The 23,064-nt window shown below is 47.9% G+C and carries 23 protein-coding genes and 1 other annotated feature; of the genes, 5 read left to right on the top strand and 18 right to left on the bottom strand.

The genetic code is table 11. The annotated features are described in order from the left end of the window. Positions 1–147: 147 nt before the first annotated feature. The 11 genes from minD to FD28_RS13400 form a co-directional block, all read right to left on the bottom strand. Complete coding sequence (gene minD, locus FD28_RS05625; protein ID WP_057733446.1) at positions 148–954, bottom strand: septum site-determining protein MinD; 807 nt, start codon at positions 952–954, stop codon at positions 148–150. Position 955: 1 nt separating this feature from the next. Next, positions 956–1,627: a septum site-determining protein MinC gene (locus FD28_RS05620; protein WP_057733443.1), complete on the bottom strand. Its 672-nt coding sequence runs from the start codon at positions 1,625–1,627 to the stop codon at positions 956–958. A gap of 18 nt (positions 1,628–1,645) precedes the next feature. Beyond that, positions 1,646–2,167, bottom strand: coding sequence for a rod shape-determining protein MreD (gene mreD, locus FD28_RS05615; RefSeq protein WP_057733441.1), 522 nt, complete (start codon positions 2,165–2,167; stop codon positions 1,646–1,648). A 12-nt stretch (positions 2,168–2,179) separates the two neighbouring features. Further along, entirely contained in the window at positions 2,180–3,031 is an 852-nt protein-coding gene (mreC, locus tag FD28_RS05610; protein WP_057733439.1) for a rod shape-determining protein MreC, read from the bottom strand. A gap of 84 nt (positions 3,032–3,115) precedes the next feature. Continuing rightward, complete coding sequence (locus tag FD28_RS05605; RefSeq protein ID WP_057733437.1) at positions 3,116–4,120, bottom strand: rod shape-determining protein; 1,005 nt, start codon at positions 4,118–4,120, stop codon at positions 3,116–3,118. A gap of 152 nt (positions 4,121–4,272) precedes the next feature. Then, the gene (locus FD28_RS05600; protein WP_057733435.1) at positions 4,273–4,938 is read right to left on the bottom strand and encodes a JAB domain-containing protein; all 666 of its coding nucleotides are present in this window, start codon (positions 4,936–4,938) and stop codon (positions 4,273–4,275) included. A 43-nt stretch (positions 4,939–4,981) separates the two neighbouring features. After that, a complete protein-coding gene (locus tag FD28_RS05595; RefSeq protein ID WP_057733433.1) occupies positions 4,982–6,301 on the bottom strand; it encodes a bifunctional folylpolyglutamate synthase/dihydrofolate synthase in 1,320 nt (439 codons plus the stop codon). A 402-nt stretch (positions 6,302–6,703) separates the two neighbouring features. Next, positions 6,704–9,370: a valine--tRNA ligase gene (locus FD28_RS05590; protein WP_057733431.1), complete on the bottom strand. Its 2,667-nt coding sequence runs from the start codon at positions 9,368–9,370 to the stop codon at positions 6,704–6,706. Between the two features lie 139 nt (positions 9,371–9,509). Next, positions 9,510–9,722, bottom strand: a binding site (T-box leader). 23 nt (positions 9,723–9,745) lie between these two features. Beyond that, complete coding sequence (locus tag FD28_RS05585; protein WP_057733429.1) at positions 9,746–10,255, bottom strand: thiol peroxidase; 510 nt, start codon at positions 10,253–10,255, stop codon at positions 9,746–9,748. Positions 10,256–10,439: 184 nt separating this feature from the next. Next, positions 10,440–10,916 carry a sulfite exporter TauE/SafE family protein gene (locus FD28_RS05580; protein ID WP_235806853.1) on the bottom strand — a complete coding sequence of 159 codons (477 nt, stop codon included), beginning with the start codon at positions 10,914–10,916 and terminating at the stop codon, positions 10,440–10,442. Positions 10,917–10,951: 35 nt separating this feature from the next. Continuing rightward, positions 10,952–11,170, bottom strand: coding sequence for a hypothetical protein (locus tag FD28_RS13400; RefSeq protein ID WP_057733425.1), 219 nt, complete (start codon positions 11,168–11,170; stop codon positions 10,952–10,954). A 119-nt stretch (positions 11,171–11,289) separates the two neighbouring features. Between FD28_RS13400 and FD28_RS05570 the strand changes: the two genes are divergently transcribed. Continuing rightward, positions 11,290–11,832, top strand: coding sequence for a TetR/AcrR family transcriptional regulator (locus tag FD28_RS05570; RefSeq protein WP_057733423.1), 543 nt, complete (start codon positions 11,290–11,292; stop codon positions 11,830–11,832). 158 nt (positions 11,833–11,990) lie between these two features. Further along, positions 11,991–12,977 carry a D-2-hydroxyacid dehydrogenase gene (locus FD28_RS05565; protein ID WP_057733420.1) on the top strand — a complete coding sequence of 329 codons (987 nt, stop codon included), beginning with the start codon at positions 11,991–11,993 and terminating at the stop codon, positions 12,975–12,977. A 619-nt stretch (positions 12,978–13,596) separates the two neighbouring features. On the opposite strand, the gene thiI is transcribed toward FD28_RS05565, so the two are convergent. The 3 genes from thiI to ezrA form a co-directional block, all read right to left on the bottom strand. Then, complete coding sequence (gene thiI / locus FD28_RS05560; RefSeq protein ID WP_057733418.1) at positions 13,597–14,814, bottom strand: tRNA uracil 4-sulfurtransferase ThiI; 1,218 nt, start codon at positions 14,812–14,814, stop codon at positions 13,597–13,599. Between the two features lie 20 nt (positions 14,815–14,834). Then, a complete protein-coding gene (locus tag FD28_RS05555; RefSeq protein ID WP_057733416.1) occupies positions 14,835–15,980 on the bottom strand; it encodes a cysteine desulfurase family protein in 1,146 nt (381 codons plus the stop codon). Positions 15,981–16,208: 228 nt separating this feature from the next. Then, positions 16,209–17,942 carry a septation ring formation regulator EzrA gene (gene ezrA, locus FD28_RS05550; protein WP_057733414.1) on the bottom strand — a complete coding sequence of 578 codons (1,734 nt, stop codon included), beginning with the start codon at positions 17,940–17,942 and terminating at the stop codon, positions 16,209–16,211. Between the two features lie 187 nt (positions 17,943–18,129). Here ezrA and FD28_RS05545 point away from each other — a divergent pair, with 187 nt between their 5' ends. The 3 genes from FD28_RS05545 to FD28_RS05535 all read left to right on the top strand — a co-directional run bounded on the left by FD28_RS05545 (position 18,130) and on the right by FD28_RS05535 (position 20,539). Next, positions 18,130–18,600, top strand: coding sequence for a GAF domain-containing protein (locus FD28_RS05545; protein ID WP_057733411.1), 471 nt, complete (start codon positions 18,130–18,132; stop codon positions 18,598–18,600). 198 nt (positions 18,601–18,798) lie between these two features. Further along, complete coding sequence (rpsD, locus tag FD28_RS05540; protein WP_057733409.1) at positions 18,799–19,404, top strand: 30S ribosomal protein S4; 606 nt, start codon at positions 18,799–18,801, stop codon at positions 19,402–19,404. Between the two features lie 421 nt (positions 19,405–19,825). Next, entirely contained in the window at positions 19,826–20,539 is a 714-nt protein-coding gene (locus FD28_RS05535; protein ID WP_157059847.1) for a hypothetical protein, read from the top strand. A gap of 207 nt (positions 20,540–20,746) precedes the next feature. On the opposite strand, the gene FD28_RS05530 is transcribed toward FD28_RS05535, so the two are convergent. The 4 genes from FD28_RS05530 to FD28_RS05515 form a co-directional block, all read right to left on the bottom strand. Continuing rightward, on the bottom strand, positions 20,747–21,268 hold the full coding sequence (locus tag FD28_RS05530; protein ID WP_057733405.1) for a hypothetical protein: 522 nt from the start codon (positions 21,266–21,268) through the stop codon (positions 20,747–20,749). 209 nt (positions 21,269–21,477) lie between these two features. After that, a complete protein-coding gene (locus FD28_RS05525) occupies positions 21,478–21,936 on the bottom strand; it encodes a hypothetical protein (RefSeq protein WP_057733403.1) in 459 nt (152 codons plus the stop codon). 82 nt (positions 21,937–22,018) lie between these two features. Next, entirely contained in the window at positions 22,019–22,780 is a 762-nt protein-coding gene (locus FD28_RS05520; protein ID WP_057733402.1) for an N-acetylmuramoyl-L-alanine amidase, read from the bottom strand. Continuing rightward, positions 22,780–23,064, bottom strand: coding sequence for a holin (locus FD28_RS05515; protein ID WP_235806852.1), 285 nt, complete (start codon positions 23,062–23,064; stop codon positions 22,780–22,782). The genes FD28_RS05520 and FD28_RS05515 overlap by 1 nt, the downstream gene beginning before the upstream one ends.

Here is a 23,064-nt window from a genome sequence, read left to right as displayed (position 1 = left end):
CGCGATGCGATTAGACAACCTACAATAGATTACCAACAACAGTTGACAAAGAGCCAAAAATTTTACCAACGCACACGATTAACCCAAAAGAGGTTCCACAACGCACGCGTCATGGAACCTCTCAGAAAATTCACTTTAAATGTGCGCTTAGCCCCGACGGAACCAGCCACTAACCTTGTGCCAGAAACCATCTGGCTCTTGGTCTTCCAACTTCATCAACGGCACCGTTTCGCCCTCTAAACGCCGAGCAACGTTACGGTAACCCTGTGAGGCCGCATTGTCGGTATCCATGACGATAGGTTCACCCTTGTTAGACGTTGAGATCACGGCGTCATCGTCAAAGATGATCCCCAGTAACTCGATGCCCAAGTGATGGGTAATTTCATCGATATCCATCATGGAACCGTCCTGCATCATATTCCGCCGAATCCGATTAATCAACAACCGCGGTGCTTCCGTCAAAGGATGTTGTTCCAATAACCCAACAACCCGGTCAGCGTCCCGGACAGCTGAAATTTCTGGCGTGGTGACCACAATAGCAGCATCCGCACCGGCGACAGCGTTCATAAAGCCCTGTTCAATCCCAGCAGGACAATCGATGAGGACATAGTCGTAATCCGGCTTCAATTCATCCACGATCGTTTTAACCTGATCGGGTTGTAACGCCGTCTTATCTGTGTTCTGCGCTGCAGGTAACAGGTAAAGCTTGTCATCAAAACGCTTGTCTTTAACCAGCGCTTGGGGCAATTTGGCCCGACCACTGGCAACGTCCACGATATCGTAGATGATTCGGTTATCCAATCCCAGAACCACGTCTAGGTTCCGCAAACCGATGTCCAAATCCATCAGGCACACCCGTTTACCCATTAGAGCTAACGCCGTCCCAATGTTGGCACTGGTCGTGGTTTTACCCACACCACCTTTACCAGAGGTGATCACAATTGCTTTTCCCATTCTAAATTCCTCCAATCCGGTTGTACAACTTCGGGTTGATCTTCTTTAAAGCACTGAGCTTACCGTACGACAACACGTGGAGATCGTTCACGTAAGCAATGGTTTGGCTAGAATCGGCCAATTGATCCGGTTCGATAATGTCAAACTGTTCGGCAATTCTGACCTGTTGTGCGGTCGCAAGATTTCCCATAATCAGTTTGGATTCATCGTCGGGATACCCCGCCTGCAAGATGCCACTCACGTCACCCATTGAGAAGATATTCCCCGTCGTGCAAAGTTTACCACCTTCGTGGATGGTTCCCAAAAATAGGACATCCCCCTGCATGGTCACGTCTTGCCCGTTACGAATGACCTTACTCAACAGATGAACATTCTCACGCTCGCGTAACTGGATGGCATCCGCAATAGTCATCACGTTTGCCGCAATCTTATGGATTTCAAAACGCGGGTAGTTGCCTACCAGTTGTTCGATCTGTGATTTTTCATCGGCGGTTAAAATGCGATCCTCGGTCAGGACATCCAACGAGACCTTCGTGGTTTCCATCGCTTTGGGATCAACATTTAGATTTTCCAATAAAGCTCTTAAATCGACCAGGATTTGGTCCATGCTCGCCGATTGTTTGAGCACCAAATCATAGCCGTTCTGCGTTCCCCGTAATACGGCAGCTTGCATAGCGTTCGTTCCCTTCACCTATTTTAACCAATTATACACCGCGCGAATTGGAAAATATAAAACGACAAACATGGCCAAATTCAAAGCCAACGTTGGTCCCAAGGTATTAACCAAAAACGAGCTACCAGACATCGACGTCATATGAACGGCACGGCTGGCAATAAAGCTCATTGCTTCCACGATGGTGATATCAATAAAGTAGATCAGTAGTCCGCTTAAAAAGTTGGGACTAATGTATTTTACAATTTGCCGGGTCAAGTAGACCACCAACGGAAAGACGAAGACGTAAACCCCAAAGATTCCCGTATAGTAAAGGTCAAAAACCACCCCAGCTACAGCAGCCCACTTCGCAAGTGGCATGGCCATATTCTCTTCAAATAGCACGCCACAAACCAGCCACAGGACAACCAAATGGCTGATCATCACTGAGGACGCACTAAACATTTGTACACTGAAGACTTGACTGATACTGCCATCAAGAAAGAGCATTAAGAATAAGCCAATTGGGAAACCAAAACGCATTTTTGATAATCGATACACGCCTTAGCCCCCTTATTGTTTCGTAACCGCAACCGTCACAATGTTCAGGTCGCTTAAATCAGTTGCTGGCGTAATGTAAAGTTTCGTAGATAACCCATAGTCGGAACCCGCTGACTTGGCAACAGTCCCCACGTACAGGCCCTTAGGCGTCACGCCGCCAAGCCCACTGGTAATCACTTTGTCACCCTTACTAATTTTAGCCTTAGTCGTCAGGTTATCCATCGTGATTTGCCCCGTAGCCGCCTTGTAACCGCTCAAGACACCGTTGACCGTCTTCCCCGATTTAGTCGATACTGTAACGGCAAACCGGTTAGCCGAGTCATTATTGTCGGTGATCAACTCTACCTTGGCGTTCGTCTTGTTGACTTCGGAAACCCGACCAACTAAGCCGGAACCGGACATGACGGGCATGTTCTTCACAACGCCAGCAGACGACCCCTTGTTGATGACCACTTGGTTCTGCCAAGACGAAGGCGTCCGCGTGATGACTGCGGCACTAATCGCCGTGTAATCCGTCAATGAATCATTCAACTTAATCTGTGTCTTAAGCTGTTTGTTTTCCTTAGCTAAGGTTTGATCCCGGACCTTGGTCTGGGCGAGTTCACTAACCTGCTTTTTCAATTGCTGGTTTTCTTGATACGTGTTCAACAATTCTGAAATAGAACTGACAGAACCTCTCAAGCCGTTAGCTGGTAAGGCAACGACCCGGTCGGTTAAGCCGACAATGTCATTCCCAAATTGCTGAATCAGCGGCGGCGTTGACTTCTTGTTACGAATAGCTACGGACACCGTCATCAAAGCAAAGCTAACAATCAAGCAGACAATGATGATCACTAGTCGCCGATTGAAAGAAAATTTCTGCATGTTTGACCTCCATCTTGTTCGCCAATCACAGATTCGTCATTGGCGTCACAATAAAGAAGCGGGAAGCTGCCTTCCCGCTAGTCCCTATTTTTTCTTCATGACATCGATACTCTTTAATGATTCACCGGTACCAGCTGCCACACAATCCAGAGGATCATTGGCGATGGAAACGGGAACTTTGGTTGCATCGGCGATGACTTCCGATAGGTTCTTCAGTAAGGCACCCCCACCAGTCAACACGATACCGTGATCAATCACGTCAGCGGCGATTTCTGGTGATGTTTCTTCTAGGGTTTCCTTAATTGCTGTAATCACGTCTTGAACGGGTTCCTGAATGGCCTTAGCCACATCAACAGCGGAAACTTCCACTGCCTTAGGTAACCCAGAGACCAAATCACGACCACGAATCGTGGCGCCTTCGATCTTATCGGCTTCTTCAACAGAAGCAGAACCGATGTCCATCTTGAGCTTTTCAGCAGTCCGTTCACCAATTAACAGGTTGAAGTTAGACCGCACATAAGTGGCGATCGCATCATCCAACTTGTCACCGGCAACCCGGATAGAACGACTGGAAACAATCCCCCCAAGGGAAATCGTTGCCACGTCAGTTGTCCCACCACCCATATCAACAACCATACTACCGGTTGGATCCATGACGGGTAAACCAGCACCAATGGCTGCAGCAAATGGTTCTTCAATGACGTAAGCGTCACGAGCACCAGCAACACGGGTCGCGTCAATGACCGCCCGTTTTTCAACTTCCGTTACACCGCTTGGCACACAAACCATGACGTAAGGCTTACCGCTAGACTTACCCACCGTCTTTTCGATGAAGTACTTCATCATGGCAACGGTCGTGTCGTAGTCCGCAATAACCCCATCTTTCATGGGCCGAATGGCAACAATACTAGCCGGAGTCCGGCCAATCATTGCACGAGCGTCTTCACCAACGGACACAATTTCCCCAGACTTTGTGTTCTTGGCGACAACAGAAGGTTCGCGTAGAACGATTCCTTTACCGTCAACATACACAATTGTATTGGCGGTACCAAGATCGATTCCAATATTTTTCGTTCCTAATCCGAACACTGTGTTTCATCCCTTCATGGTCAACAAAATATTTATATTTTTTTGTCTTATTCATTGATAGACGTATTATAACATACCTATCTACGTGAGAACACGTCGTCAATGTCAAGAATACCGAACTTTTAACGAGAAAGAAATAGGTAAACTCGATTTTAATTAGATTTTAAAACTTCTGACTTATTTGACTTCTGAATTAGTGGTAAAATCCCGGCCTCACGCAGACTAAAGTAGGTTCGCAGACCAATCACAAAACCGTCGAGCAGCGGAATTCCCATCAACTGGCCACACTCGGCCAACCGCCGCATGAATTTCAAATCGTTCGGTGATGGGTCGGCTAGACCACTGGGATGGTTATGGGCGATGACAATGGCTGCCGCCCCAGTCAGAACGGCCAGTCGAAAGATCTCCCTGGGATGGACCGGACAATTATCCAGCGTTCCAACGAATACCGTCTGCCGGTCGATCACCCGATGCTTGGCATCCAACGCTAAGACCTCGAGCCTTTCCTGGGGCGCATAACGTAAGTCATCCATCAGCGTCTCACCAATTTGGCTGCTCGCCACAACCTCGCCATAGATCTGTCGTGGCGCGCGTTGTGCCCAACGGCCCAGGTCGATCGCGATTAATAATGCCCGCCGTTCGCGCTTACCTCGAACATACCGATCACACTGCCGTTGACTGGTATAGCGTAGATTGGCCACGCTGTGAAAGTACTGGAAGAACCGGTCGCATTCGCTCGCGGCCGGTAATCCCAGTCCGCGAAGAACCCGACCGACCAATTGCCGTTCATTAACACTGCTAATTCTTTCTCGTCGCATATTCTCAGCTCCCTTACAGACTAACTCCGTAAAAAAAGCCGATTTATTTGTCGTTATCCTTAAAATACTGACGAACTTCTGAAATAAAGTAGAGCGAGCCGGTCAACAGAATTAAGCTGTCACCGGAAATGTTATCCAGTGCCATTTTGAGCGCACTCGGCCAGTTATCCGCCATCGTCACCCGTTTGCTAGAGGCAACGGCGGCCTCCAAAGCTTGTGGCGTTGCAGCCGCTCGCTTACCGGGCCCCTGAAATTGGGTCACGATGATGTGGACGTTACGCACTTGTAGCAGCGTCTTCACCATCTGATCATACTGTTTATCCGCCAACACCGCCAGAACAATCGTAATATCCTGTTGCGCAAAGTGCTGCCGCAACAATTGTACCATCTCCACCATGGCGGGCTCATTATGGGCCCCATCAATGGCAATCAGGGGTTCATCGTTCAACCGTTCAAACCGGCCAGGCCACGCCGTATGCTTCAAGCCTTCACGAATCTCCGCAATGTCGAGTGGCAACTGCCGGACCTGATGATACGTGATGAAGGCTGTGAGTGCGGTAGCGGCATTATCAATTTGATACGGTCCCAACAGGTCAATGGCCAGATGTTGCCAGCGATGGTCTGCCCAGGTGTAGGCGAACCGTTCCCCCCAACCAGACTCGGGTTGATTTTTCACCGTAAAGTCGCGACCTAACGCGCGAACGTCGGTCTGGTTCTCATCAGCAGTCCGATCCATGACAGTCAGTGCATCCGGCGTCAGGCGACCACAAACGACCGGCACACCGGGCTTAATGATCCCGGCCTTCTGCGTGGCAATCTTAGGAATCGTATCCCCTAAAATCTTCATGTGATCCATGCCAATCGTCGTGATAACCGAAACGGCTGGCGTGATAATATTGGTCGAATCATACAGACCACCGAGTCCAACCTCGACCACAACAAGGTCCACCGGATGACTGGCGAAGTAGCAGAACATCAAGGCCGTATCGATTTCAAATTCCGTTGGCCCCTCTTCGGCCAACTCCTGATCTAAACGAGCGACCACGGGTTGAATCTGGTTGACCATCGCCACCAGATCCGTGTCACTGATGGGCTGACCATCCGTACTGATCCGTTCATTGAACCGGGTAATGAACGGCGAGGTAAAGGTTCCCACCGTCTGCCCCTCAGCCATGAACAGGTCTCGTAAAAAAGCCACCGTGGACCCTTTGCCGTTGGTTCCGGCAACGTGAATCATATTTAACTTTTCCTGCGGGTCACCCAAGATGTGCATGAACTGCCGCATCCGGTCCAGGGTCGGCTTCTTTTTGAAGCGGTCTCGACCGTGGATGAACTGCAAGGCTTCAGCGTACGTTTCTACCAAAATGAAAACCTCCCGCTTGAGTCACTGTTTCTTAGTGTAGCAGATTTCCCAAGCGTGTGGAAGCAGGCGCAACTGACTGGCTGCCTGCTTCCACACGCTTCGACGATGCTGCCAATGATCTGCACCAAAATTCCCAATCATTAGCAGTCAAATCAACTCATACGATTAGATAAGCTGCCCAAGTCGTTAAGAAAGGTTAAAGCTCTCGCAAACGCTGAGACTAATTCCAACATTTTTACGTTAGTCATAAGTGTACGGTGCCCACCATACAAGTCGTCCCGTCGACCACATAAAAAAAGAGATGACCGCAATCATCTCTTTCAAACCGTTCTATTTACTTCACTGCAATGCGACCTCATCAACGATTCAGATCGCGATAACAGACACTTTACCCAATAGTGCTTACAGTTGGGCCTTAATATCAGCCAACCGTTGTTGCGTGGCTTCCAGTTTCTTTTGGTTATCCGTTTGCTTGTCGCGTTCGGCGTTAACCACGTCTTCTGGTGCGTTGGCGACGAACCGTTCGTTCCCTAACTTCTTGGTTGCGCGCTGAACTTCGGCCGTAAACTTGGCAACTTCCTTGTCCAAGCGAGCGGCTTCATCGTTCAAGTCGACCAATTCGGCCAGTGGTACGGAAACTTCGGCACCCGTGATGACGGAGGTCATGGCCAGTTTAGGTGCGATCAAGTCGGCACCAATCTCAAAGGCCTTTGGATGAACGAACCGGTCGATGAAGTCGCGGTTGTTCTCAAAGACGCTCTGCAGCTTGGCATCGCTGGTCTTGATCTGCAGGTCAATCGGCGTGGACATTGGGGCATTGGCTTCGGCCCGAATGTTCCGGACAGCCTTGATCAGGTCGATCAGGCTGGTCATGTCGCTTTCGGCCGTAGCGTTGTCGAATTCTGGATGGTCAACCGGGTAGGCTGCCGTAACCAGAGACTTGCCATCGTGTGGCATGGCTTGCCAAATGGCTTCCGTTACGAATGGCATGATTGGTTGAAGTAAGCGCAAGGTTTGATCCAAGACGTAAGCCAACAGGTCTTGCTTGGTAGCCTTAGCCGCCTCGTCATCGCCCGTCAAGACTTCCTTACTCATTTCAATGTACCAGTCACAGAAATCGTTCCAGATGAAGTTGTACAGGGAACGGCCCGCTTCACCGAATTCGAACTTGTCGAACATTTCGGTAACATGCTTAACCGTGTCGTTCAAGCGGCTTAAGATCCACTTGTCGGTCAGGTCCCACTTGTCGGCTGCCGGAACCACTGGCTTGGTATTTTCACCCAAGTTCATGATCACGAACCGGCTAGCGTTCCAGATCTTGTTGATGAAGTTCCAGGCCGCATCCATCTTGTCGTAGCTGAACCGAACATCTTGACCCGCCGTTGAACCGGTGGACAGGAACCAACGCAAGGCATCGGCACCGTACTTGTCAATGACGTCCATGGGATCAATCCCGTTACCCAGTGACTTACTCATCTTCCGACCATCTTCGGCCCGAATCAGTCCGTGTAAGAGGACGTGTTTGAACGGCCGCTTACCCGTAAATTCGAGACTTTGGAAGATCATCCGAGAAACCCAGAAGAAGATGATATCGTAACCCGTAACCAGCGTGTCGGTTGGGAAGTAACGCTTATAATCTTCACTGTTTTCATCAGGCCAGCCCATCGTGGAGAATGGCCACAAGGCACTGGAGAACCAGGTATCTAAGACGTCAGGGTCTTGTTCCCAATTTTCAATGTCCTTAGGCGCTTCTTCATTAACGTAGACTTCGCCCGTCTTCTTGTTGTACCAAGCTGGAATCCGGTGACCCCACCAGAGTTGCCGTGAAATAACCCAGTCATGGACGTTTTCCATCCACTGTGTAAAGGTATGTTCAAAACGTTCTGGGACGAAGTCAACCGCATTGTCGCCCTCTTGGTTCTTAATGGCGGCTTCAGCCAGTGGCTTCATCTTCACGAACCACTGCGTCGATAACCGGGCTTCAACCTGAACGCCAGTCCGTTCTGAGTGACCAACGGAGTGGACGATGGGATCAACCTTGATCAGCAAGCCTTGATCATCCAAATCGGCAACCATGGCCTTCCGTGCATCGAAGCGGTCCATGCCGGCATACTTGCCAGCGCGGTCGTTCATCGATGCATCCTCGTTCATGGTATTGATCCGTTCCAAATTGTGACGGTTCCCCACTAAGAAGTCATTAGGATCATGGGCTGGCGTGATCTTAACCATCCCCGTCCCAAAGTTGATGTCAACGTATTGATCGGCAATGATCGGAATCTCACGGTTAGCTAAAGGCAGGATAACCTTCTTGCCCACTAAGTCCTTGTACCGGTCATCATCGGGATTAACGGCAACGGCGGTATCCCCCATCATGGTTTCGGGACGCGTCGTGGCGATTTCAATGTAATGCTTGCCGTTAAACGTGTCATCTGGATTGGCAAATGGATATTTAACGTGGTAGAAGGCACCCTTGTCGTCCTTGTGAATAACTTCGATGTCAGAAAGCGCGGTCCGGGCTTGCGGATCCCAGTTGATGATGTATTCGCCCCGGTAGATCAGGCCCTTCTTGTACAACGCAACGAAGACCTTCTTAACGGCATCGGATAAGCCATCATCCAAGGTAAAGCGTTCGCGGGAGTAGTCCATGGACAGCCCCATCTTGGCCCATTGCTTGTGGATAGTTGCGGCGTATTCGTCCTTCCATTCCCAAACCTTGTCCACGAACTTTTCGCGACCTAAGTCGTAACGGGTAATGCCCTGTTCACGCAAGCGGGCTTCAACCTTGGCCTGCGTGGCAATTCCGGCGTGATCCATCCCCGGAACCCAGAGCGTGTCGAACCCTTGCATCCGCTTTTGCCGAATAATCATGTCTTGTAACGTGGTGTCCCAAGCGTGACCTAAATGCAACTTCCCGGTAACGTTTGGTGGGGGTAAAACGATAGAATACGGCGTGGCTTTCTTGTCGCCACTGGGTTTAAAGACATCTTCGTCTAGCCAAGCTTGGTACCGACCGGCTTCAATGGCGGTCGGATCATACTTGGTTGGCATGTCGGTTTGCTTATCTGCCATGTAAATCAGTTCCTTTCTTCCTATGACCTTTACTTTAAACGGTTGTGTGCACACTACCCTAAACCAGCGCCGTGCGTCACAATCGCGACAACGACCTAAGTTAACTGTCGATGACACAAAAAAACTCCTCATCCTAAAAAATTAGGACGAAGAGTCTTCGCGGTACCACCTAAATTGGGCGTTCATGCCCCACTTAACTTCTTTGTTAACGGAGAGTGCTCCGGTCCGAGCTTACTGTTGGTTCAGCTCGGCAGCTCACAAGCTACGTTCACGAGCGCTTATCCACCGGTTCCCAGCATTCCCGGCTCTCTTGGCGATTAACGCACGCTACTGACTTGTTCAACGCTACTTTCACATAGTCTACTCAATTTTGGCCTAAAGGTCAACACGTGGGACAAGTTTTTCCAAAGCCTCGATGGCTTCAAGGTAGTTCGGTTCGTCGGATTGTTCAGTGACAATTTGGCGGTAAACGATCTTACCGGTGTCATCAATAATCCAGATGGACCGGGCCAAGTTGCCCAGGTTAGGCACGTACAGACCCATCTCGTAACCAAATGAAAGTTCTTCATCGGATAACAGGTCAACGTTTTCCACACCCTGAGCGGCACACCAGCCGGTCTGTTCAGCAATGGAATTGTTCGAGATCGTGCAGAACTTCGCTGCTGGATAATGGTCTGCCTGTTGGGTAAACTTCCGCGTCTGCAACGTGCAAACGGGCGTCTCAAGATCCGGGACAACACTAATCAAAGTAACTTTGCCGATTAAATTAGCCGTCTTAACTTTGACATTGTTCTGATCAAACACTTTAAACTTTGGTAACTGATCTCCAACCTCTGGCGGTGTGCCAGAGAGAGCCATTGTATTGCCGAGCCGTGTAACATCCACGCAGATCAACCCCTTCAAAATATACATCGGTTCTATACCGATTGTTGCTTCAATTATCCCGCAACTTAGGGGGCAATGACAAGCGTTTTGCCATAAAATCATGAAAAACTCAATAATATGATATAACTGGTCGATCGCAACGAGGCGCTCCGAAAAAAAGCGAGAAGATCTTCAATGAAAAACGCTAAACTAACAATCTCGCCCCAAAATAAATGATCACGAGGCCCAGTAAAGGTGTCAAGACACGATTAACTTTAACAAAGTTCAACCGCTGTAAAACCAGTGGCGTCACCACGGCACCAACAATGGCGCCGCACATGAGGCCTAATCCGACCTGCCAATCGATGGTGCTGGTCATCAGATGACTGATAAAGCCCACTAAGGACATCCAAAAAAGGACATAGGTAGCCGTCCCCGCCGCTTCTACGGCTGATAGTCCTAGAATGCTCAAGCCAGCCGCCGTCGTTGCGCCACCACTCAGTCCACCAATGCCCACCATCAAGCCACTCAACAGACCAAAGAAAATCGCCAACCCCGGCCGATTAGTGGCTGGCTTCACAGTCGGCCGCCAATACTTTACGAGCACAATGCCACCCATGATCACCAAGATAAGGCCCACTAGCCCATCATAAATAGAGGTCGAGATGAACCTAGCCGCCACCGTGCCACCAACAATTCCCGGTAATGCGTCGAAAATTAAACGTTTCCCAATTTGAATCGAACATTATGAATCCGAACTTGGGTTAAAAAGCCGAAAAACAGGGCTGGTAGAGCGACAAACAAGGATGTCGGCACCGCCACAGCCGTTGCCACCTTCAATTGGCTCGTTAAGACCCCCAAATAAAGCGAGGCGCCCCCGCCACCAATCAAACTGATAAAAATACCGATGAGTAAACCATAGATAACACTGATCAAAATTTAACCACCTTTCGTAGTAAACGGAGTGCACTCCACTTATTTAATCGGAGTTTGCTCCGCTTGTCAAGTCTTCCGGACTACGTTATGGTTAGATCCTGAAAGAAAGGATTGATCTGATGCGTAAAGATGCCACTCAAAATCACAAAAAAATTCTAACCGCCGCGACCCAATTATTTCAGCAAAATGGCGTGGCCAACGTCAGTATGAAAGATATTGCCGTTGCGGCACAACTGGGACCCGGAACGCTATATCGTAATTATCCAAATAAGGGGACGCTCTGTTTGGACCTGGTATATGGTCATCTGGAAACGTTCATCGCCAATCAACAACGCCTCACCCCCACGGCGACAACCTGGCAGCTGCTATTGACCAATTACCTGTCATTTCGCGAAGAAAATCGTGAACTTCTAGCCACGATTGAGGGTTCTTCCCAAGTCAATTTCACACAAACTACCCTCTATCAGCAACTGTTCCGCCTATTCACGCGCTTCCTGCAAGCCGTTTTGCCGGATGCAACCCCAACGACCATTCAATTTAGAACAGATATGCTCATCGCCATGTTAAAGAGTGATAATTACGCTTTCCAACGCAAGCAACGCGGCTTAAGTAACGACCAAATCTGCCAGATGATTAATGCCATTGTCTTATCACCGCTATAATCTACTTCACACCAGACACAATGGTTACTTCGCTTAACAAATACAAGGTCTCATCTCTCCGTTAAACTTGAAAAACATTAACGCATCACTTGCACGCCGCCTGGCCTTTGTAGTTCAATTAAGAAAAGCGTTTTAATGACAAATTGGAGGCTTTATCTATGAAAATCTTTTGTTTTGGAACATTAGCCGTTGAGGAACCCTACGCACGCGCTTGGGGCAAAGAACAGGGCATTGAAGTCGGCATAACCAGCCAGCCCCTGAGCACCGCCACGGTCGAACTCGCTAAGGGTTACGATGGTGTGTCCACCAAGGGGATCGTTCCCGTAACCGCAGACGTTTACGCCACACTTGAAAGCTTCGGCATCAAGCAACTAGCCGTCCGCCAAGTTGGGGTCGACAATCAGGACGTCGCCGCTGCCACCCAGCACGGCATCACCCTGACCAACGTCGCTTCTTACTCACCACGTGCCATTGCCGAAATGGGCGTCACCCAGGCCATGTCCCTGTTGCGCCACATCGGCGTCTACCAGGACCGCATGCACAATGGCGACTTCACCTGGGACGCGGAAACGATTAGTACTGAAATTTTCAACTGTACGGTCGGCCTCATTGGCGCCGGTCACATTGGGAGTGCCACGGCGCAGATTTACAGTGCACTGGGAGCCAAGGTTTTAACTTACGATCCGAGCTACGATGCCGCTCTAGAACCCTACACGACCTACACGGACAAGGAAACTATTCTCAAGGAAGCCGACATCATTTCCCTACACACGCCGTTACTACCCGCAACCAAAAACATGATTGACGCGGCGGCCTTTAAGAAAATGAAGCCCAATGCCATCTTGATTAACATGTCTCGCGGGGAACTGGTTGATACCGCCGCCCTCATCAATGCACTCAAGACCAAAGAGATCGCGGGTGCCGGCCTCGATACCTTAGCCAATGAAGTTGCCTTCTTCACGCAGAAAAAGCCTTACGCCGACACGCCGCAAGACTTCCAGAAGTTAAACGCCATGCCAAACGTTATTGTCACACCACACGTGGCCTTCTTTACGAAGCTCGCCGTGAAGAACGGCCTCGAGATCGCCCTCAACGACGCACAAGCCATCATCAGCGGCAAACGCAGTCGTCACGCGGTTAACTAGCTTAGTTCTCACCATTCACCTGCGGCTGCCAGAGATTCCGGCTGCTGTGGGGACCGCCTGCGGCCTGAGAAGCGGTCCTCCGGCTCGGTTTGAAGCCCGGCAAAGATCACCGGTCTCCAAACACGTCCCACGCTGTAAGCCGATTCTCGGCTAACACCGTTGTCACGGCTGCCTCCATCTCTGACCTCCTCCGGTTACGGAAGTTGTTAACCAGCTTATTGCTGACAACAACGCCGACTATCATCGCTGATCCACTGCTATTGATCGGCAACATTCTGTGTAGCCGTGAGTGAGCTAAATTTGGGCTCAGCCGTGGGATTTTCCAAGTGGTCTGCTTGGAAAATGGTGTCTTTGAAACGTGGGTTATCGGTTCAAAGCAAGGTCCGAGACCGCTCTGTGGCTCGGGCCGTCCTGCCCACAGCGTTCCGGCCCAAATTTGGTGAACGGTAAGGCGGGATTTCTCCACAAGGTCGCCTGTAAGACACCTATCCTGCAATGTCAGGAGCCGTAGGTGGTGTAAAAATCAATTTGACCACTAAGATCTCAGCAAGCTAGCTCTTGTCAGGTAGTCAAAAAAGCAGCATCGCTTTTGATTGGCGTCATTGTGACGCGCGAAGAATTAAAGCAATTCGGCGAAGACGTCTTCGTTTTGGTTCAAGTAATTGTCACCAGGGCGGATGTCAGAGATGACGATGCCGTCGAGAGCTTCCTTCATCAAGCCTTCCACGTCAATGTAGCCCTCATACTTCCGTGACTTTTCCAAGTCAGGATGCGTCTTGGGTGCTGGTGGCGTGAAGATCGTACAGCAGTCTTCATAAGGCAGGATGGAGAGATCATAGGTGTCGATATCCTCGGCAACCTTGATGATTTCCGTCTTGTCCATGGACAGCAGTGGCCGCAGGATTGGCATTGACGTCACATCGTTGATGGCCGCCATGCTTTCCAACGTTTGTGAGGCCACTTGGCCCAGGGATTCCCCGTTAAAGATTCCCTTAGCGTGCCGCTTTTCGGCAATGGCCGCCGTCAACCGCAGCATTAACCGCCGTTGAACCGTCATCAGGTAACCTTCTGGAACTTTTTCCTTGATGGTCTCTTGAATCTTCGCAAAAGGTACCTGAATAAACTGAATACCACCAGAGTAGCCGGCCAACCGTGCCGTCAGTTCCTTAGCCTTAGCCAGGGCCTGTTCGGACGTATATGGTGGACTGTAGAAGTGAATCATATCAATCTTAACGCCACGCCGTAAGGCATAGTAGGATGCCACTGGGGAATCAATCCCACCAGACAACATCATGACAGCCTTACCACCGGTACCCACGGGCAACCCGCCGGCACCTTGAATGGTTTCACCGGACAGGAAGACCCCGTTCATCCGCACTTCGACCCGTAGTTCAAGGTCGGGATGCTTCATTTTAACGGTCAGACCAGGGACGTTTTCCAAAATGGCACTCCCTAGAATCTCGTTCATCTGATACGTGTCATATTGGAATTCTTTATCCTGACGACGCGTGTTGATCTTAAACGTCATCCCCGGCTTAAAGGCTTCCTTGACCATGGCGATGGCCGTGGCCTTGATCACGTCGATATCCTTATCGACCTTAACCGAAGGCGAGAAGTTTTCGATTCCGAAAACACCCTTCAATCGCGCCATCACGGCATCAGAATCCGCACCGTTTAAGGTAACGTGCAAACGGTCGTGTTGTGCTTTGACTTCAATCCCGTCAAAGGTGCTAAGTGCTTTACGGACGTTTTGGCCTAACTGTTTGATGAAGTCTTTCTTGTTCTTCCCCTTCGTCGACAGCTCGCCGTAACGGACCATAATTTCGCTGTATTCCATTGCGCGACCCCTTTCGTTGTTTAATTTAATTTGGCAAATTGTGTGTATAACTCGTCAAAGACCTGGTTAAACTTTTCAGCTTCTGCCATGGTGTTGTGCTCATCCAAAGAGATGCGCACCGCACTCGTCGCAATACCGTCATCAACCTTCATGGCCTGTAACGTGCTCGATTCAACGTGCTTCTTTGAGGAGCAAGCACTCGTGGTCGAGATAAAGATATCGTGTTCCTCAAAGGCGTGGACGATGGTTTCACCTCGGACACCCGCAATGGCAAAGCACAAAATGTGCGGCGCAAAGTAAGGCAAGTCCTTAGAAAAGATCGTCACGTTGGGGAACTTCTCCACGTGATGTAAAATGGCGAGGCGAATGTCACGTTGGCGTTTAACCTTAGCTGATTCGTCGGCCAGTAACAAACGCAGTGCCTTGGCCATAGCGGCAATGGCAGGCAAGTTTTCGGTCCCGGAGCGAAGGTTACGTTCCTGACCACCACCGGCCATTAGGGGCGCAATCTTACGGCCCTGCCGTTTGTACATGAAGCCAATTCCTCGCGGCGCATGGAACTTGTGCCCAGAGAACGTGATGAAGTCGACCCGGTCATTAAAGATCTTATCGGCTAGGCCCTTACCAATCCCCTGAACGGCATCAATGTGCCAGTGAATCCGAGGAAAGTCACGCATGACCGCCGCAATTTCATCGAGTGGTTGCACCGCACCGATTTCATTGTTGACGGCCATCGTGGACACCAGAATCGTGGACGGCTTGATCGCAGCCCGCAGATCTTCTGCAGAAACCCGACCGTGTTCATCGACGGGAAGGTAGGTCACTTCAAAGCCTTGTTGCTTCAGTTGTTCCATGGAATTGTGCACGGCAGGATGTTCCACCTCGGTCGTGATGAGGTGGTTCCCGAATTCCCGTTTGGCCATGGCCGTTCCCTTGATGGCCCAGTTATCGCCCTCAGTGCCGCCACTGGTGAAGAGAATCTCACTCAGCTTAGCACCGACCAAGTCCGCAATCTGTTGCCGGGATTGTTCCAGCAGGTTAAATGCCTGCTCACCAAACTTGTGCAAACTCGAGGGGTTACCCCAGTAATTTGCGCTAACCTTGGCGTAAGTATCGACCACTTCGGGCGCTGCCTTGGTGGTCGCACTGTTATCAAAATAAATCATACTGAACCCTCTTATCTCTTTTCTATTGGTTCGACTCCGATAGAAATTCCTTCTCATTATAAACACAATCGTTCTTTCCCACAAGCCCCAAGCCTGTGAAATTCACCGACGGCCCCTGAGAAATGCTTTCCCCAGCAACTTATCCTGGAGAAGTCCGATCGACGACCGCCCTTACCAGAATAAAAAAGCCACCGCAACGGGAGTTCCCGCCGTAGTGACTGGTGGACCTTATTTTGTTTCATCCGTTTCACGTTTAGGCTTCTGCTTGCCCTTGCTCTGGTAGTAAGCGTCCTCTAAGCGTTTGTAAGAACCCGGTTCCACCTGATCCAGAACCGTGGCGATGGTCTCCAAAGCCTGCGCGTATTGATGCTGGTTCTCAAACAAATCGGCGGCTTCCTTGCTGGCAGCGGCCACGTTCTCGTGACTGGTCTGATAACGGTTGGCGTACTGTAGGAGCTGTTCGGCCAACTCGGCACTGTCAATCAGATCATCGGTCTTTTCCTGCAACGTATCCAAATCGGTCTGGATGATCAGCAATTGCTTGGTGATCCGTTCCATGTCGATCTGGGGCTGATCCATGTCGGTCGCTAGCTGGGCAACCTCGTCCCGAACCACGAAGAAATAGTCTAAGTAGTTCTGCGGAATCCCCGGCAGATTTAAGTTTTCAACTTGCCGGCGTAAGCTATGTAGATTGAAGTCGAACTGTTGCAGCGTGTCACGGGCCTGCCGTTCTTCATCAGCGAGGCCAGCAACGCTCTTCAAAATATCAGCCTGTTGCTGTTCGATCTGTTCCAGGTCCTTTTGCTGCTGCTTCTGGTGCTCCAGAACTTGGGAATACGTTGCCGTCTTTCCCGTCAGATCTTGCACATCGCGTTGATAGATGCCATCGATCCCTCGCAACTGCTCATTGAGTTCCCGCGCTGTCTCGACCTCGTGGTGATCCAAGGTGTAGTTTTGACTCAGGCGGTCCAGTTCAGCCATCAGTGAGTGGCTCTGGTTCTGCGCATGACCAATAAACTTGGCCACGCCATCCAAGTTGGCCTCAACCGGCGACTTGGCATCAATTTCCGTTTGCATCAGATCATAAACATTGTCAATCTGACCGGCAATCCGATCATTCACGACTTTGGCGTCATCCGGGCGAAGAGCCTGCAACGTTTCAAGGTTCGTGCTGATGTGATCCTCAACGGTACTGATAAGCTCCGGTAGGTTTTGATCACCGAAGTGAAAACTCTCGGCAGTCAATTGCTGGTAGCCGCTCTTTAATTCCTTCACCTGGTCGGGGAACACCACCGTTAAGTCCTTGTACAACGGTGGAATCGCCTTGATCAGGTCCTCAAGCACAGTCGTATCATCATGTAGCTGCTCCAAAACATCGGCAGCCCGTTGATGATCGCCCTCTTGCGTCAACCGAGAGAAGGTATCGAAATTATCTTCTAACTTGCTCAGCTGATCCTCAAGGCCATCGATGCTGGGACCAAAGGCAAAGTTCTTGGCCAGCAATGTTTTGCGTAAGCCCTGATACTTCTGCTCCAGCTCTTTAACGGCCTCACGGTGTTGCTTATCAACCTCTTGTAAATGGGTCAACTGTTCTTGCACGGACTTAATCAATTCATCCGTCTGGGTAATCAGCGTGGTGACCTTATTCAGATTTTGCCGCAGCTGAATCAGGTTAACCCCCCGTGAATCGCTCAACAGTTGGGCCAATTGCTCGTCAATTCGGGTAAATCGGTTCTCAGTGATTTCGGAGAAGTCTTCCTGAAGATTTTCATAGTCTTCCAGCGATTGTCCAGTCAGGCTTAACTGCCCAACCAGTTGCAGCTCATCTTGCAACGGAATAGCTTCCATCGCTTCCTTCTTAGTGGTTAGCGTCGCAACTTGCCGCCGAATTCGTTGTTGGCATAGCAACAAGCCAACGTACGCGACGATCGCAAGTATGACGATTCCTATTAGCACAATCATATTGACCCCATCCTTCATCCACATTTCAACGTTTAAACGAGTTGTAAAATAACTCGGTTCACTTTATAATTTAATCTAATCTTGATTATAGCATAAGTGACGCACTGGCTTCACTACGTTTTCATGATTCTCTTAACCTTTCTGGCTATAATCGAATAATTTATCTACAAACAGTGGAGGCCTTTTCATGAGTGATCGTATCAATCCTTTAATCACCGAACAACTTGACGCCCTCCTATATGAGGAAACGAACTGGGTCGCTAACCTAGCAAACGCATCCGCCCTACTCAAACAAACCCTAACGGACGTCAACTGGGCGGGATTCTATCTCTACCAGCCGCAGACAGACGACCTGATTCTCGGCCCCTTTCAAGGGAACGTGGCGTGTGTCCACATTGAAAACGGTAGCGGCGTCTGCGGGACTGGCTTAGCCACGCAAACCACACAACTGGTCCCCGACGTTCACGCCTTTGCGGGCCACATCGCCTGCGATTCCGCCAGCAATTCCGAAATCGTAGTGCCTTTAACCTTAAGCGATGGCACTAAGCTGGGGGTCATGGACATCGACTCCCCTAGCAAGGGCCGTTTCACGACTGAGGACCAGACCGTCCTCGAAGAATTCGCCCGCGTTTTGCTGAAACACATTGACAAAGCCTAGTGTTTCTGGTTATACTGGTGTTTGTGTAAAATAATGCAGCGATAAGTGGTAAGCTCGTCAACAGATTGTTGCCGATACATTGGTTCAGGAAGTAACCTGCGGCTGTACACGGTGAAACCTGCAAAGCAACCTGCACGAATACTAAACTTATAAACAGCTTATTTTACTCCAAATAATATTTTATTGGAGGAACTATCTATGTCTCGTTACACTGGCCCAAGCTGGCGTATTTCCCGTCGTTTAGGGGTATCCCTTTCCGGCACTGGTAAAGAATTAAACCGTCGTCCTTACGCACCTGGTGATCATGGTCAAGGTCGTCGTCAAAAGTTATCTGAATACGGTACGCAATTGCGTGAAAAGCAAAAGCTCCGGTTCACTTACGGCATGACTGAACGTCAATTCTACAACTTGTTCAAGCGTGCCGGCAAGATCAAGGAAGGTACCCATGGTACTAACTTCATGATCTTACTCGAACGTCGTCTGGACAACGTGGTTTACCGTTTAGGTTTGGCAACGACTCGTCGTCAAGCTCGTCAATTGGTTAACCATGGTCACATCACGGTTGATGGCAAGCGCGTTGACATCCCTTCATACGAAGTCGAAGTTGGCCAAGTTGTCTCAGTTCGTGAAAAGTCCAAGGACATGACGATCATCAAGGGCGCTGTTGAAGCCGTTGTTGGCCGTCCACAATACGTCCAATTCGACGCTGACAAGCTGGAAGGTTCCCTTACCCGCTTCCCTCAACGTGAAGAATTAGATGCAGAACTCGACGATTCTCTTATCGTTGAATACTACAACCGTTAAATCGGTTGGGGTTTTATCACTACTCTGTGGTGCTCTGAACGCTGGTATTACGGCATTCTTAAAATTCCGTATTCTATTGATTACTGCTGATTACCCCCATTCTGTGGGAGATTTTGTGGGAGATTTTTAGGACAGCGTCAAGGATTATAGAGGTGCGCACCTTCCATTTTGTGGGAGGTGCGTTTTTTAATACTTAAGGATACATTATTTCTATACAACTTTAATTGGAGTGACTTCTATTCTAGACAAAAAGACAAATAAGAAGACGTTTTTCACAAATTGGACCTATGGTACAAGAATGAGAATATTCGCAACATTATTCGTCCTTTTAACTATTTTCTTTATAAAGATATGTCATTATTTTGTAGGTAACGGGAAACTTCGACTATTATTTTCCGCTCTGGTTATTCTTTCTCTGAGTTTGTTCTATTTTGCATTCTCAGGAAATAGATGGAACCTGAGTCAATTAAAAAGAATTCCTTATCTATTATCAAACCTGATAATGTTACCCATAATTGGAGCTTTTATTATTAGATTAATCATTCCAATTCCTGCTATATCTGAACCGATTGCCGCTATTTTCTCTATGATTAAAGCAATCGATGCCATCTCAATATTTCTAACTGCAAATATATTCACAACACACCTAAAGTCTTTTGCAACGTATAGAGAATTAGCATGGGCCGGCATTTGTGGTGTAACGGTTATATGTTGGTTGCTTGGACTTATGGATCCTTCAAAATCGATGATATTTTCTATTTTTGTCACTTTGATCGTTCAATCTTTTTCACTAGACTTTCTTGCATTAGTTAAATCAATACGTCATGGTAATTTAAGCGTTGAAGAGTACAAAAATAAGTTATCCAAGAAAGAAAAAGATATTTTCATTTTATTTAAATATCTTTCTCTAATAACATTATTTCTTGTTGCACTATCAGAATTCCTTGTTAATTCACCCGTGATGGCTAAGATCTTCAGTCTACTTATTGGCTCAAAACCATCTGGACTTATTGGTCGAGGAGAACTCGTTTTACTGACTATGTTGATATTTTGTATTGTATTTATGATTGTACTTTTTGTTCTCAGTTATCTATTTAAATTCATTAAAAAGAGAATTTCCATTGATACCGATTAGCCTATAGAATTTTTACCACAATTATTAACAATGGTCGAGAAAATAAAATATAAAGTGACTTTCTATATAAAAAAGCCACCCTACCCAAACGGATAGAGTGGCTTTCAATTTATTCAAAATTTGAACAGCAATCCCCAAATTTTGCGCTAGCAATCTCACAATACTAAGAGATTGGAAAAACATTTATGCACCACCTAGGCAGGTAAATTACATAGTCACATATCCCATTCTTAATGTAAGTTCCATTTCATTCTGAGAATTATAACCCAAGTGTGAAATTTCAGCTTCAATATTAGCGTGTTCAATCATATCAACATCAAATTTATCTATATCTGCCACTTCATTTACTTTTAGATATTCGTGGATTCGACTCTTAATCTTTTCAATATCAGTGTTGGACAGTTTAGAACTATTATCCATTTCAGTGGATACTGATGGTATTATCAAAAAGCTGTCTACCCGATTGCGATACCATTTTTCTCTCTTACTAATATATTTTTCTGCCAATACTTTATTTTTCTCATTCCTAGCAACTGCGGTCAATATTAGAGTATATCTATGCTTTTTGTGATACTTTCCAGGTTCACTAGATGAGAAAGATATTGAGGAATAGAAGACCGAGTCTTCTACATATAAGCCTATTTCGCTATTCGTAGCTTGCGAAATCCAGTCTGTGAACCTAACTATATCTTTCGGTTCATAGAAATCCTTTTCTAAAACAAAATTCATACTGACACCTCCACGTGTTACTTCATTATAGTTTAAGCACATATAAAAAGGCCATCCTACCCATCAATCTGGATAGAGTGGTATTTAATTTATATTCTTCATACCTATCAGAAACTGAATAGAGACTCAAAGATTTTGTACCAACAATCTAGCAACACTAATTGGTTAAGGGCCATTTATTCACTGCCTGTGCGAATGAATACATATCGTTACTTATTCTTCCTATTTTCAATATTTTCAATTTTTACCCGGATGTCGAGTCTTAAGTTACTTAGCGGATCTTTTGCGGCGCTAAGGAAACCCATAACCTGGTTAAAGTCTACTGATTTTGTATTATTCATTCTTTTTCTAATCAGATCTAAGTCACTATTGTGTTGCTTCACTTCTTCTAAATCGGAATCTTTTATTTCTTCTATTAAGTATGACATATTTGAAAATAAGGAAAAATAGCTCTTTCTTTCCTCTGTTGGACTCACGTCATCGATTTCATCTAGAATGCTTGTTATTTTTCTTTCAACCTTTCGGTATGGTCTCAAAGTTGCATCTAATTCTAAATTGGTGACACGTTTTTCTTGTTTTTTGTCTTTCCACGACATAATGTAAGCACAAATCGAAAAAATAAAGCTAACAATTGAAATGAATAATGTAATCCAAGAATACCACTCCATATCGTCACTCCTTTCTTATTTGATTATTACACAATCAAGTAAAAAAGCCACCCTATCCAAAATAGATAGAGTGGCTTAATTATTACTTGAGCTTCTTCACATAATCAGTGTTGCTAGTAATGTACAATCCATTTCCAAGCTTCAACCGTGTAATCTTCCCATAGCCGACCACACCAGCGATGTCGAAGATAGTCCCCGGCTTAAAAGTCAGCTCCTTCTTCTTAAACGCTTTGTCATGGTACCGCGTCACACTAGTCTTAGCCTTAACTTGCTTGGCTGCCTTCAAACAGGTGGCCTTTTTTGCTGGTGTGGAAGCCGAGCCACCCACGCCATTCTTCAAGTCTTTGGCAAATTGGGCCTTACTGATACCCCACTTGGCTAAATAACCATATGGATCTTGGTGATCACCCCAGAGATTATCGCTAATCCACTTGTGGGTCTTGATTCCATTGCCGGAACCATCTAAAGTCAGTGGAATACCATACTTGCTTGCGTAATAACGGATAACCCAGATGTAGCGCTTATATGACTCGTTGAACCGCTTCTGGCTATCAACATGGGCTAATTCCACTTGGAAGGGCGAACGCTCGTTAGCTGGCGAACCAGCGCCATAAGCGACGTAACCAGTCGTCCCAACGATATAGATTTCCTTGTCGTCAACAATCGCGTGGGTATACGCATTTTGCCAGTGGTCACGCATATAACTGGCTTCATTTTTACCGGAACCAATTTCCTTGTTATTTTCATTAGCAGTATCGTGCGCAATGATGTACTGGTGAGACGCCTTGGCGCTGGCCCCCTGATTGGTGCCCAATTCGTAGCTTCGATTCAAACTGTATCCCATTATTTGCCATCTCCTTTAACCTGAAATCCTTTGAATCCATCGAACAGACCCGACGTGAAGCCACCTACTAGAAGCCCCATAACGGCTCCTGATAAGAAGTTATGGTCAGCTGTCACGAGTACTGACAGCAAGCCGACCGCCACCCCAATCGCCATGGATAACCACGGCATCCACTGGTTAGGCACCTTGGTTTGCTTCACGGCTTGCGTCAACACAAAAACGACTAAAGTGGTCAGTGCCAGTTCAGTCGCAGTTCCTAGATTGAGTTGCTGGATATAATCCAC

Source organism: Levilactobacillus hammesii DSM 16381, assembly GCF_001434395.1.
Lineage (GTDB): Bacteria > Bacillota > Bacilli > Lactobacillales > Lactobacillaceae > Levilactobacillus > Levilactobacillus hammesii.
The sequence above is the reverse complement of the archived record's forward strand: the minus strand, read 5'-3'. Positions and strand labels throughout refer to the sequence as shown.